We start from the raw sequence: 12,211 nt of genomic DNA, 5'->3' as shown, positions 1-12,211 counted from the left end.
TGTCGCGCTCCGGGCAGGGTTCCGGGGCGTGCGCTTGACAACTCCCTACCTACAGGTAGATAGTCTATGGCGTGACTGGTCACCCCACCACCCGCGACCGCATCCTTGACGAGGCGCAACGCCTCATGCAGCAGCGCGGATACTCCAGCGTCGCGTACCGCGACATCAGCACCGCCCTCGGCATCCGCAACGCCAGCGTCCATCACCACTTCCCCAGCAAGACCGACCTCGGCGCCGCTCTGGTGCTGCGGTACCGCACCGAAGCGCAGACCCTCCTCGACCAGCTGACCGCCACCGTCCCCTCCGCCCTGGACCGCCTGCACCGCTACCTTACGTCCTACCGGACCGTGATCCACGACGACGGCCGCATCTGCCTGTGCACCCAGCTGATCGCTGAGGACTGCGTGCTGCCCGCCCCCGTCACGCAGGAGCTCGCCGCCTTCTTCACCGGCAGCGAGCAGTGGCTGACCCGCACTTTCGAGGACGGCCAGCGCCAGGGCGAACTCCAGTTCCCCGGGTCGGCCGCCGACGCCGCCCAGACCTTCCTCGCCACCGTCGAAGGGGCCATGCTGATGGCCCGCGCCGCCCGCAGCCCGCAACGGTTTCACGACCTCACCGAACGCGCCCTCACGGCACTGCACGTGCCCACCCCCAGGAGTGCATGATGACCCCCACCACCGCAGACCAGGCCCGCCGTCTCCTCGACCTCCACACCCAGCCGGACATCCTCGTCCTCCCGAACGTCTGGGACGTCGTGTCCGCCCAGGTGATCGCCGCCACGCCCGGCGTGCAGGCGCTCGCCACGGCCAGCCACTCCATCGCCTCGACCTTCGGCTACCCCGACGGGGAACGCATCCCCCTCGACCTGCACCTCGACATGGTGCGCCGCATCGTGCAGGCCGTGTCCCTCCCGGTCTCCATGGACATGGAAGCCGGGTACGGGAACCCCGGCGAAACCGCCCGCCGCGCCATCGAGATCGGCGTGGTCGGCGGGAACCTCGAGGACGGCATGCGGCCCCTCGGTGAGGCCGTCGCGGCCGTACAGGCCGTCATGGAAGCGGGCCGCGCGGCCGGCGTGGACTTCGTGCTCAACGCCCGTACCGACGCCGTGGCGCACGCCCGACCGGACCAGTCCCGCTCCGAGGTCATCCGCGAAGCGATCACCCGCGGCCTCGCCTTCCTCGAAGCGGGCGCGCCCGTCGTCTTCGTGCCCGGACTGGTGGCCCGCGGCGAGATTCAGGAGGTCAGCGACGCCCTCGGACCGCAGAAACTCACCCTGATCAGCGTTCCCGGCGCCAGCCTCGCTGCCCGCGAACTGCAGACCCTGGGCGTCGCCCGGCTCTCGACCGGTCCCTTCACCCAGCGTGTCGCCCTGACGGCCCTGCAGGACGCCGCCGCCGAACTCATCGCCGGTGGAACGCTGCCCGCCACCACCCGGCCCCTGAACTGACCCGGATTCCGGTCCATCGGTGACCGCGACGACGGAGCGAGAAAACTGCGGGAGACATGCAGAAGGGACGGTACTCATGTACCGTCCCTTCTGCATACCTGCCGGTCCACGAGGCCTCCCGGGCACTGCTCCGCAGGCAGTGTGGAGAGCACCGCGGGGGACCAGCGGAAAACCCGGAGCGTCACCCGCGGTCCGGCCCGTCGATTACTGGTAGGTGGCTGCCTTCGCCCCTGCCACGACCTTCAGACCGAGGTACTGCCCGCCGAGCGCGTGGCCCGGAACGCCGCAGATGATCAGGTAGCTGCCGGCGGTGGTCGCCTTGAACTTGACCGTGTCGGCCGCGTTCATGCCCAGCCCCTGCATCAGCATCTTGGTGTAGGCGCCGGGGAACGCCACCGTCTTCTCGGTCACGCTGGCGGGCGGGGTGCTGCCTTTCACCACGGTGGCACTGTGGCCGAAGCTGCCCATGTTCTTGAACTTCATGACGACGTTCCAGCCGGCCGGAACGGTGAAGCTCTTGGCACCCTTGACGGCACCGTTGAAGTTCAGCCCGCCGCCCGCAGCGCCCTGCCCGGCGTCGACCGTGATGGTGGCCGTTTTGGTCGAGGCGTTGCTGCTGACGTAACTGGCCGCCGAAGCGCTGGAAATGCTCAGTGTGAGCAAGAGAAGAAGTCTTTTATTCATTTGTGTTCCTCCGTGAATCAAGATAGACCCAGGCAGACCGGTCAATTGCCGCATTCCCCGCAATAGTGCCGCAGATTTATGATCTCAGCCCACATTCCTTTATGATGACCGGGACATTTATCACTCTGACGGGTGAGGATTCCTGGCCCAGCACAGAAGGTGTTCGGCGTTAGCGGTGGGGACTTCGCTGGACGCTCAGGACCGGACCGCTTGGCCTTCAGTCCCTCTGCCCACCTCCCGGTGACTCGGCTCCGTGGCCCATGACCTCACTTCGCTTCGGCCGCGCTCCGCGCCCCCGGGGCGTCCCGCCTGCCGACCTTCCCGGCGACCTCAAGGAATGCTCTTGACGCTCAGGTGAACCCGCAGCGGCCGGGTTGGTACGCTGGACCGCAGATGCCTGCCCTTGATCCCGCCCACCACCAGACCAGCTTTTCCTTTCGGGGTGCCGCGTGAGCGGCGGCCTCGTCGCCCTGCTCGACGATGTGGCGGCCATCGCCCGCCTCGCGGCCGCGTCCATCGACGACATCGGTGCCGCGGCCGGGAAGGCCAGCGTCAAGGCCATCGGGGTGGTCGTGGACGACACGGCCGTCGCGCCCACGTACGTCACGGGGTTCTCGCCCGACCGGGAACTGCCGATCATCCTGCAGATCGCGCGCGGCTCCCTGCGCAACAAGGTCGTGTTCATCCTCCCGGCCGCGCTGCTGCTCAGTCAGTTCCTGCCGTGGTCGCTGACGCCGCTCCTGATGGTGGGCGGCGCGTACCTGTGCTTCGAGGGTGCCGAGAAGGTGTACGAGGCCCTGAGCGGCGGGCACGAGGAATCGCGGGACCCTGAAGTGCTCAGCAGCGCCGAGCACGAGCGCAAGATGGTGTCGGGTGCCATCCGGACGGACTTCATCCTCTCGGCGGAGATCATGGCGATCTCGCTGGCCGAAGTCGCGGACGAGCCGTTCTTCTCCCGCGCCTTGATCCTGGTGGTCGTCGCGGTCCTCATCACGGCCCTGGTGTACGGCGTGGTGGGCGTCATCGTGAAGATGGACGACCTCGGTCTGCGCCTCGCCCGCAGCGGTTCCGGCGCCGCGCGCGCCTTCGGGCGGGGCCTCGTGAAAGGCATGCCGGTCGTGATGTCGGCCCTGTCCGTGATCGGCACGGCCGCCATGCTGTGGGTCGGCGGGCACATCCTGATCGACGGTCTGAACAAGCTGGGCGTGACCGGCCCGGCGCACCTGCTGCACGGATGGTCCCTCGCGGCCGGTCACGCCGTCCCCGCTCTGGAAGGCGTGCTCGAATGGCTGGTCGAGACGCTCGGCTCTGCCGTGGTGGGCGCCGCGGTCGGTGGACTGATCGTGCTGATCCTGCACCTGATGCCCGCACGCCGGACTGCGCACTGACAGTGACTGGGCGCCCTGACGGTGACTGGACTGCACGGCGTGACCGGTCCGAGTCAGAGGTCTGCAAGACGCCATGGCCGATCATCGTGACATGAACGTCACGGTCGCCGACGCGCAGCAGGCCTGGGACCTGCGTTTTTCCGCTCCGGCTGCCGTGCATGCGTGGCTCCGCTCCGTGCCGCACGCCGACGCCACGTCGGTGCAGGTGCTGGCCGTCGAGGCCTTTCTGGAGTGGCGGCGCGGGCAGATCCGGCAGGCGTTGTCGATGGTCCGGCAGGCAGAGGAGGCGCTGTCGGGCGACGGGCAGACCGTGTGGCACGGTCGCCTGCTGAACCTCCACGCCGTGCTGCTGTACATTTCCGGGGACATCGCGCGCTGCGTGACGCTGCTGCAGGAACAACTGAGCCTGGGGCAGCGGCTGCAGGACGCTGAACTTCAGGCGCTGGCCCTCAATGACCTGGGCGCGATCATGGCGTGGAATTCTGCCTCCAGCGCCTACGACTACTACCGGCAGGCCGCTGACCTGGTCACGGACGGCAGCCCGGCCATGACGGCCATCCGGGGGCTGATCACGGCGAACATGGCCGGGGTGCATCACCACCAGGGGGAGTTCGCGCTGGCCGCTCCACTCGTCGATCTGGCCGAGGCGCTGATCCTGGACGCGCACGCGATGATGCTGTGGCCCTGGTGCGTCAACCTGCAGATCGCTCAGGCGACGCACGCGGGTCGGTACGGGCAGGCCCGTCAGCTGCTGAACGCCGCGCTGGCGCGCTTGGACGAACGCTCCGAGTTCATGGGTGAGGCGCTGCACATGCTCTGGTTGACGGCCGCCCGACTTGAACTGCAGCTCGGCGATCCCGGGCAGGCGATGATCTGGCTGGGTCGCCTGCAGGACGAGGACGCCCTGCGCGGGGACGCGCGCCTGCATCTCCTTGACCTCACGGCGTCCATTCACGCCGGACTGGGCGACCATGCCCAGGCGTACCGCAGCATGCGGACCCTGCTGGAGACCCTGCTGAAGCAGTACCAGCACGAGCGGGTCACACTCGTCAGCCGTCTGGAACTGCACCGCGTGACCGAAGCCGCTCAGCTGCAGGCGCAGGAGGCGCGTCAGGTCACGAGCGCGCTGATGGTCCGGCTGGACGAGGTACAGTCCATCAAGGGCCATTACGAACGGCTCAGCGTGACGGACGCCCTGACCGGCCTGAGCAACCGGCGGCAGTTCGACCGGGACCTCCCATTCCTCGCGGACGACGACGGCCTCCTGATGATCGACATCGATCACTTCAAGCGGATCAACGACACCTTCGGCCACCAGACGGGCGACGAGGTGCTCCGCGATGTGGCGGTCGCCATCCGCGGCGCGCTGAGACCCGGTGACCGCGCGTACCGCTACGGCGGGGAGGAGTTCGCCGTCATCCTGAAGGGCGCGGGCCACACCCAGCTGAGCACGGTCGCCGAACGCCTGCGCCTCGCCGTCGCGCTTGGCCGCCACGATCCGGCCGGCGCGGTGACGGTCAGCGTCGGCGGCGTCCTCGTCGATGCCGTCACGGGAGCGGACGCCGTGCGGCATGCCGACACGGCCCTCTACGCCGCGAAACAGGCTGGACGCAACAGGACGAGGCTGACGCCTGCCGAGCCGGGGAGCGCGGTGCGGGAGGCGGGACGGTCAGCCGGGGACCGGAACGGTGAGTGATGCCAGGTCACGCGGGTAGAGGCTGAGGCGCTCGTTTCCGGTCGCCGTGACGACCACGGTATCGGAGTGGCGGAACCCGGCCACGTCCGGGACGTACAGTCCAGGTTCGACCGAGAAGACCATGCCCGGCACGATGACGCTGTGGTCGTCGAGGTCCAGGAACGGGTGCTCATGTCCTTCGAGGCCGAACGCGTGGCCAGTGTGGTGGCGGACGAGGCCGTCCATGCCCAACTCGTCCCGGATGAACCTCCGGACGTCCGCCTCGACCTCCGCGCAGGTCCGGCCGGGCCGGAGGGCCCCGAAGGCCACCTGCTGCGCCGTCAGCATCGCGCCGAAGTAGCGGGCGACGTCGGGGCCAGGGTCGCCCACGATCATGGTGCGTTCCAGTTCCGACTCGTACCCGCCGATGATGCCGTACGCGCCGGTGACGAGGACGTCGCCTCTCTGGACGGGCCCGGCCTGATGAAGACCGTGCGGGTGCGCGGTGTTCGCGCCGCGGATGAACATGGCGTTGGCGGGCATCCCCTCGCGTGATTTCGGCACGTACCGCCCTCCGAGCGTGCCGAGCAGGTCCTCGGTCGCCTGGAGGCTCGCCGCGTGGGACACGAGCAGCTCCTGCGCGCCGACGTGCAGGCCGTCCTGCATCAGCCGGTGGGCGTGGTCGCCCCAGCGGCAGGCTTCCCGCATCAGGGCGATCTCGGCGCTGCTCTTCACGGCGCGCAGATCGTCGATCAGGGCCAGCGCGGACGGGACGGGCCGCCCGAGCACCTCGCTGAGCGCCGGTCCACGGTACCCCCAGCGGTGCTCGTAGCCGTCCACGTCGGCCGCGACACGCCGGTCCTGCAGGCCGAGCCGGGTCAGGAGGTCCTGCAGGTGCCGCATGGGGTGTCTGCCGCTGCCGCCGCCCGGGTACTCGGCGTAGACCTCCAGCAGGGTGCCGCCGGGGCCCTGAAGCTCGTAGTGTGACACCTCCAGCCGGGGCAGCAGGGCGGCCACCTCGCCCGAGGCGGTCACGATCAGCGCGATCGGTCGTTCCGTCGCCGAGAAGAAGAAGCCGCTCAGGTACGCGACCCGGACCGGCGCGAACACGCAGACGGCGTCCAGGCCCTGGGCCTGCAGGAGCAGGCAGAGACGTTCGCGCCTCTGCCGGTATTCGTCCGGTGTGATCTCCAGTCGGGCGTCGGGCTGCGTCATGCTGTTCCTCCCCGGGTCGTTCAGCGTTCCACGTGATCCGGCACGGCGGGCTGCCGGATGAGGTCGTTGGCGCTGCGGTCGGCCATGCTCACCACGGCGGCACTCACCTCGTCGATCCTTGACCGGCTGAGCCGGTTGGTGGGTCCGGCCACCCCGATGGCGGCGATGACCTTCCCGGCGCCGTTCAGGATCCCGGCTGACAGGCAGCGGACGCCCATCTCGCGCTCCTCGTCGTCGATGGCGTAGCCGTCCGCGCGGACGCGCTGCAGTTCTGCCGTCAGGCCGACGGGGTCCGTGATGGTGTGCGGCGTCCGGACCGGCAGGCCGGTCTTGCGGACGATCTCCTCGACCCGCGCGGCGGGCAGGTCCGCGAGGAAGACCTTGCCGACGTCGCTGCAGTGCAGCGGCGCGATGCTGCCCGGCGTCGTGAACATCCGGACCATGCTGAGCGGTTCAACCTGACTGAGGTACATGGCGGTGGTGCCGTTCAGCTGGGCGACGTGCGCCGTTTCCCCGGTCAGTTCGACCAGCATCTGCAGGTACGGCCGGATCCGCCGGACGAGGTCGTAGCGCAGGTAGAGGGCGCTGCTGATGTCGACGATCTCCGGGCCGATGTCGTAGCGTTTGCTCTGCGGGTCCTGGTAGACGTAGTTCTTGGCGGTGAGGGTCTGCAGGATACGGTGGATGGTGCTGGGCGCCAGGCCCATGTTCTGCGACAGTTCCGCGATGCTCAGGGAACGGTTGGCGGCCACGATGGTGTTGATGATGTCGAGGGCCCGCTCGACACTCTGGACGTTTTCGCTCATTGGATGGGGTCGCTCATGGTTCAGGATCCGAACTGACCGATGCTGCGCGGTGAGTGCATCTGGCCATACAGGAACGAGATGAATTCCGGCCACTGCTCAGCCGTGACGCGCTCACGGACTTCACGGACCGCCTCGTTGCCGAACCAGTATGACGCGATGAACGGTCCGCGGAAGCTGTAGCTGGCAAAACGGATCCGGCCCTCGATCCAGGGCTTCTGTCCGAAGGAGGTCCGTTCCAGGTAGGTGTGCACCCGGTCCTCGCTCCAGCCTTCACCCATCTGGTACCAGGCTGCACTCGTGGCGCTGGCGCTGCGGATGCGGCGCAGCAGGACATGAACGGCGTCGTCCTCGTCTTCGGTCCAGTCGAGCAGGTCCACGCCCTGGTCGCCGATGCCTTCCTGCACGCAGCCAGTGACGGCGTTCGTGGTGCACAGCAGGACGTCGGCGCTGCATTCGCCGCTGGCGGCCTTGTCGCGGGTATAGAGCAGCTGGGTGGAGTGTCCGGGGAAGACCTCGTGGCAGACCAAGTGTTTGAGTGCGGCGCGCGTGAAGTTCAGGTCGATGTTGAGGTCCATCTGGCCCGCCGTGAAGTTGCAGCGGGCCGTGAACGGCACGCCGCGCAGCGCGTTGAGCCGCATGGTGTAGTCGCCTGTCGGGTAGATGCGGGCGTCGGTGCGGCGCTGCGCTTCGGTCATCAGGGCCAGGAAGGTCGGTTCGAGCTGCCCGGCGTCCAGGGCGCGTTCCTGTTCCCACCGGACGACCTGGTCGGCCAGGGGGCCGTGCCGCAGGCCGGCGCGTTCGAGGAGCACGGCGAGCTGGGCGTGCATGTCGTGCAGCGCGTCCGCGGAGACCGGCTGGGCCGGAACGCCGACGAGGCCTTCGAGTTTCTCGCGGAAGCTGAGCTCTTCCCCTTCGAAGAGGCGCGTGGCGGTCCGCAGTGAGCGCAGCATGTCCTGCAGGAAGGTGCGGCGCACGCCCGCCGGGTACCGGGCCGTCTGGCGTTCGAGGTCGTCGAGTTCGCTGTGGACGGCGTCCCAGTCGTCGAGATTCAGGGGCGGGACGAGGTCGTCGCCCAGGTAGATCGGGACGAGGCCCTCGCTGTCCAGGACGCCGTGGCCGCGCGAGAGTCGGCGTTCCAGGTGATCCATGCCGACGGTCAGAGCGGTGAGCTGTCGGCCGAGGTGCGCGTCGTTGACGGTCGGTTCGTGGATCTGCATGGGTTCCTCCTGAATGGCCTCCATCATTCCGCCAAACGGAACCGGAAGTCAAGGGTCTATTCCGTCAGATGGAATATGAGCATGAATCCCACCTTGACTTTTCACAGAATGCTACCTAAACTACCGGCTAAACCTACGGTGGATTGCCGGGTTTTTGTCGTTCTGGTCGGTTTTATCTCTCATCACGGAGGTAGGAACATGGGGCATCAGAAGCGTGCAGGACCTTCCATTTCTTGGCGTGGCATCAGGGGTGCAGTGGGTACCGTTATTCTGCTGAGCGGAATGGCAATGGCGCAGCAGCGCGGCGGGACGCTCACGGTCGGCCTCGGATACGACATCGACACCCTCAACGTGTACTCCACCGGGTACCTCGGTGACGTGCAGGCGGCCGTGGTCGAGGGCCTCCTCGCACCGGACAGCAAAGCCAGGTACGTGCCGGTCCTCGCGACCCGCGTCCCGACCATCCAGAACGGCGGCATCAAGGTCGCCCCGGACGGCAAGAGCATGGTCGTCACCTACACCCTGCGCCCGGGCGTGAAATGGTCCGACGGGCAGCCTTTCACCTCGGCCGACGTGAAATTCACCTGGGAAGCCGTCAAGAACCCCAAATTCATCGCCGAGTCCAAGGACGGCACCGACGACATCAGCTCGATCGACACGCCCAATCCGCTGACAGTGGTCGTGAACTACAAACGGGTCGCGCCGGACTTCGCCAGCACCCTGTTCACCTTCGGCATCCTGCCGAAACACACGCTGGACGGCAAGGACCTCAACACCGACACCTACAACCAGCAGCCGCTCGGGACCGGACCGTTCAAAGTCACGGAATACCGGAAAGGCCAGTACGTCATCCTCGACCGCAATCCCTTCTACTGGCGGAAAGACAGCTCGGGCGTGCAGCTGCCGTACCTCGACCGCATGGTCTTCAAGATCATTCCAGACAGCAACACCATGGTGACGCAGCTGAAGTCCGGCGAGGTGCAGCTCGCCTACGGCGTCCCGTACTCGCAGGTGCCGCAGCTCGACAGCCAGCCGGGCCTGCAGATCGTGAAGAACGCCGTCCTGTCCTGGCAGCACCTCGATTTCAACTTCAAGGGCCCGGCCCCGCTGCGTGACCTGAACGTCCGCAAGGCCTTCGCGTACGCCATCAACAAGGCCACCGTCAGCAGGGCGCTCGGCGGTTACCCGACCCCGATCGACACGGTCGTCGTGCCGGTCTTCTCGTACAGCAACAAACTGGTTCCCAAGTACCCCTACGACCCTGCCAAGGCCCGGCAGCTCCTCGACGCCGCCGGATACAAACCCGGCCCGGACGGCATCCGCGTCAAGGACGGCCAGCGGCTGAGCTTCAACATCATGGTGCAGGCCGGACGCAGCACCGATGAGGACGCCGAACAGGTGATCATCGCTTCCCTCAAAGCGATCGGGGTGGAACTCAAACCCGACAACAAGTCCGGCGTGGCGTTCCGCGACGCCCGCTACAAGGGCGGCTACGACCTGTTCTACAGCGGCTGGATCACCGCGGCTGATCCCACCTACAGCGTCTTCTTCGGCAGCAAGGGCGTGAACAACGGCCAGGGGTACAGCAACCCGAAAGTGGACGCCCTGCTGAACACCGCCGAGAGCACCCTCGACGCCACCGCACGCGGCAAGGCGCTCCGTGACTTCCAGACGCTGCTGATGCAGGACCTTCCGAGCATCCCCGTCACCAGCAACCCGTCCATGATCGCCGTGACCGACAAGCTGGGCGGGTTCGTGCCGAACCCCACCAACATGACCAACTTCGTGAACACCAGCGGCTGGTACCTGAAGAAGTGACCCCCGGGGTCCGGTGACGTCACCTGACGCGCCGGACCCCAGGGCATGAAAGGAGCGCCCGTGAGTTTCTCCTACCTCGTCAAACGCCTCGTGGGGATGCTGCCGCTCCTGATCGGCGTGTCGCTGATCCTGTTCGGGGTGCTGCACCTGGCCCCCGGAGGCCCGCTCGACGTCTACGCCGACAACCCGTCGGTGACGCAGGAAGCCCTCGACCAGATGAGGCAGGCCTTCGGGCTCGACAAGCCGCTGCCCGTCCAGTACGCCTCGTGGGTGCTGGCCTTCTTCCAGGGCGAGTGGGGGTTCAGCATCCGGACCGCGCAGCCGGTGGTGCAGGAAATCCTCGACCGCCTGCCCGCCACCCTGCTGCTCAGCGGCAGCGCCTTCGTGGTGGCCCTGCTGATCGCCATTCCGCTCGGGGTGCTGAGCGCCACCCGCCGGTACACTGGCGTCGACTACCTGATCACGCTGCTGTCGTTCCTGGGGATCAGCATGCCGGTGTTCTGGCTGGCCCTGATGCTGCAGCTGCTGCTCTCGGTGCAGCTGCACCTGCTGCCCTCGGCAGGCATGCAGACCATTGGCGACGGCTCCCTGCCGGACCTGCTGCGGCACCTCGCGCTGCCCACCTTCATCCTCGCCTTCGCCTCGGTGGCCGGCTGGAGCCGGTACATGCGCGCCAGCATGGTCGAGGTGATGGGCCAGGACTACGTCCGTACCGCCCGCGCCAAGGGCGTACCGGCCCGGCGCGTCACGTACGCGCACGCCCTCCGGAACGCCCTGATTCCGGTCGTCACGGTCGTGGCCCTCGATTTCGCCAGCATCCTGTCGGGCGCCGTGATCACCGAGACCATCTTCGCCTGGCCGGGGATCGGGCGGCTCTTCATCGACTCGATGAACGGGCGCGACTATCCCGTGCTGCTCGCCGTGCTGATGATCGGCTCGTTCGCGCTGATCGTCAGCAACCTGCTGGCTGACCTCGCCTACGCGGCGATCGATCCGAGGATCCGCTATGAATGACGTTCTGGTCTCGCGGCCCGTCCCGCGGAAACCGGCCGTGGGGTTCTGGCCGCTGCTGGTCCGGCGCTTCCTGCGGCACAGGCTGGCGGTGCTGGGACTGATCGTGCTGCTGCTGCTGGCCCTGCTGGCCCTGCTGGCGCCGCTCATCGCGCCCTACAGCTTCGACGGGCAGGACCTGTCGATCATCGGTCAACCTCAGCCGCCCAGCCGCGCGCACCTGATGGGTACCGATCAGCTCGGCCGCGACGCGTTCACCCGCGTGCTGTACGGGGCGCGCATCTCGATGATGGTGGGCCTGTGCAGCGCGCTGCTGGCCACCGGCGTCGGCACGCTGATCGGCGCCCTGGCCGGTTACTACCGGGGGCTGATCGACACGGTCCTGATGCGTTTCACGGATGTCGTGCTGTGCATTCCGCTGCTGCCGCTGGTGATCGTGCTCTCGGGCATCCTGCGGCCCAGCGTGCCCCTGCTGGTGTGCATCGTGGGCGGGCTGAGCTGGATGGGCACGGCCCGGCTGGTGCGCGGACAGTTCCTGAGCCTGCGCGAACGGGAGTTCGTGGAAGCGTCGCGTGCCCTGGGAGGACGCGACAACCGCATCATGTTCCGGCACATCCTGCCGAACGCGGTCGGCCCGATCATCGTCTCGACAACCCTTTCGGTCGGCGGGGCGATCATGCTCGAAAGTGCCCTGTCGTTCCTGGGCCTGGGGGTCCAGCCGCCCACGCCCACCTGGGGAAACCTCCTGAACTACGCCAGTCAGTGGCTGACGGGCGCGCCGTGGCTGGCGCTGTTTCCCGGCCTGATGATCCTGATCACGGTGCTGTCCGTCAACTTTCTCGGCGACGGACTGCGCGACGCGTTCGACCCGCGCAACTGAAGGCGCGAACAGCACGCCCCGAACCTCCCACACCCGCTGGACCGACGAACCCGTCGGAGGAGCACAC

The 12,211-nt window shown here is 67.7% G+C and carries 11 protein-coding genes; 7 read left to right on the top strand and 4 right to left on the bottom strand.

The window, feature by feature from the left end; all coding sequences use genetic code 11:
• Positions 1-71 precede the first annotated feature (71 nt).
• Complete coding sequence (locus tag IEY33_RS05320) at positions 72-665, top strand: TetR/AcrR family transcriptional regulator (protein ID WP_229670791.1); 594 nt, start codon at positions 72-74, stop codon at positions 663-665.
• Entirely contained in the window at positions 662-1,450 is a 789-nt protein-coding gene (locus IEY33_RS05315) for an isocitrate lyase/PEP mutase family protein (RefSeq protein ID WP_229670790.1), read from the top strand. Before IEY33_RS05320 ends, IEY33_RS05315 begins: the two co-directional genes overlap by 4 nt.
• A gap of 204 nt (positions 1,451-1,654) precedes the next feature.
• On the opposite strand, the gene IEY33_RS05310 is transcribed toward IEY33_RS05315, so the two are convergent.
• On the bottom strand, positions 1,655-2,113 hold the full coding sequence (locus tag IEY33_RS05310) for a sulfocyanin-like copper-binding protein (RefSeq protein WP_188961221.1): 459 nt from the start codon (positions 2,111-2,113) through the stop codon (positions 1,655-1,657).
• A gap of 470 nt (positions 2,114-2,583) precedes the next feature.
• On the opposite strand from IEY33_RS05310, the gene IEY33_RS05305 reads away from it, so the two are divergent.
• Together IEY33_RS05305 and IEY33_RS05300 are read left to right on the top strand one after the other, a co-directional pair.
• The gene (locus IEY33_RS05305) at positions 2,584-3,522 is read left to right on the top strand and encodes a DUF808 domain-containing protein (protein WP_188961220.1); all 939 of its coding nucleotides are present in this window, start codon (positions 2,584-2,586) and stop codon (positions 3,520-3,522) included.
• Positions 3,523-3,613: 91 nt separating this feature from the next.
• Entirely contained in the window at positions 3,614-5,218 is a 1,605-nt protein-coding gene (locus tag IEY33_RS05300) for a GGDEF domain-containing protein (protein ID WP_188961219.1), read from the top strand.
• Here the strand turns inward: IEY33_RS05300 and IEY33_RS05295 are convergent.
• The 3 genes from IEY33_RS05295 to IEY33_RS05285 are packed head-to-tail and all read right to left on the bottom strand — an operon-like array spanning position 5,192 to position 8,435.
• Positions 5,192-6,412: a M24 family metallopeptidase gene (locus tag IEY33_RS05295; RefSeq protein WP_188961218.1), complete on the bottom strand. Its 1,221-nt coding sequence runs from the start codon at positions 6,410-6,412 to the stop codon at positions 5,192-5,194. The two genes, IEY33_RS05300 and IEY33_RS05295, sit on opposite strands and share 27 nt — an antisense overlap.
• Positions 6,413-6,432: 20 nt before the next feature.
• Positions 6,433-7,218: an IclR family transcriptional regulator gene (locus IEY33_RS05290; protein ID WP_188961217.1), complete on the bottom strand. Its 786-nt coding sequence runs from the start codon at positions 7,216-7,218 to the stop codon at positions 6,433-6,435.
• A 20-nt stretch (positions 7,219-7,238) separates the two neighbouring features.
• Positions 7,239-8,435 carry a hypothetical protein gene (locus IEY33_RS05285; RefSeq protein WP_229670789.1) on the bottom strand — a complete coding sequence of 399 codons (1,197 nt, stop codon included), beginning with the start codon at positions 8,433-8,435 and terminating at the stop codon, positions 7,239-7,241.
• A 255-nt stretch (positions 8,436-8,690) separates the two neighbouring features.
• Between IEY33_RS05285 and IEY33_RS05280 the strand changes: the two genes are divergently transcribed.
• The 3 genes from IEY33_RS05280 to opp4C are packed head-to-tail and all read left to right on the top strand — an operon-like array spanning position 8,691 to position 12,144.
• Positions 8,691-10,253, top strand: a complete 1,563-nt coding sequence (locus IEY33_RS05280) for a peptide ABC transporter substrate-binding protein (RefSeq protein ID WP_229670788.1) — start codon at positions 8,691-8,693, stop codon at positions 10,251-10,253.
• A 60-nt stretch (positions 10,254-10,313) separates the two neighbouring features.
• Positions 10,314-11,267, top strand: a complete 954-nt coding sequence (locus IEY33_RS05275; RefSeq protein ID WP_229670787.1) for an ABC transporter permease — start codon at positions 10,314-10,316, stop codon at positions 11,265-11,267.
• Positions 11,260-12,144 carry an oligopeptide ABC transporter permease gene (opp4C, locus tag IEY33_RS05270; protein WP_188961215.1) on the top strand — a complete coding sequence of 295 codons (885 nt, stop codon included), beginning with the start codon at positions 11,260-11,262 and terminating at the stop codon, positions 12,142-12,144. The genes IEY33_RS05275 and opp4C overlap by 8 nt, the downstream gene beginning before the upstream one ends.
• The last annotated feature ends 67 nt before the right edge of the window (positions 12,145-12,211 follow it).

The organism is Deinococcus aquiradiocola, from assembly GCF_014646915.1.
Lineage (GTDB): Bacteria > Deinococcota > Deinococci > Deinococcales > Deinococcaceae > Deinococcus > Deinococcus aquiradiocola.
This window is presented reverse-complemented; position numbering and strand designations above follow the sequence as displayed.

Coding starts and splice junctions, on each gene's coding strand:
- IEY33_RS05315 (WP_229670790.1), top strand. CDS start 662: ATGATGACCCCCACCACCGCAGACCAGGCCCGCCGTCTCCTCGACCTC.
- IEY33_RS05300 (WP_188961219.1), top strand. CDS start 3,614: ATGAACGTCACGGTCGCCGACGCGCAGCAGGCCTGGGACCTGCGTTTT.
- IEY33_RS05295 (WP_188961218.1), bottom strand. CDS start 6,412: ATGACGCAGCCCGACGCCCGACTGGAGATCACACCGGACGAATACCGG.
- IEY33_RS05290 (WP_188961217.1), bottom strand. CDS start 7,218: ATGAGCGAAAACGTCCAGAGTGTCGAGCGGGCCCTCGACATCATCAAC.
- IEY33_RS05285 (WP_229670789.1), bottom strand. CDS start 8,435: ATGCAGATCCACGAACCGACCGTCAACGACGCGCACCTCGGCCGACAG.
- opp4C (WP_188961215.1), top strand. CDS start 11,260: ATGAATGACGTTCTGGTCTCGCGGCCCGTCCCGCGGAAACCGGCCGTG.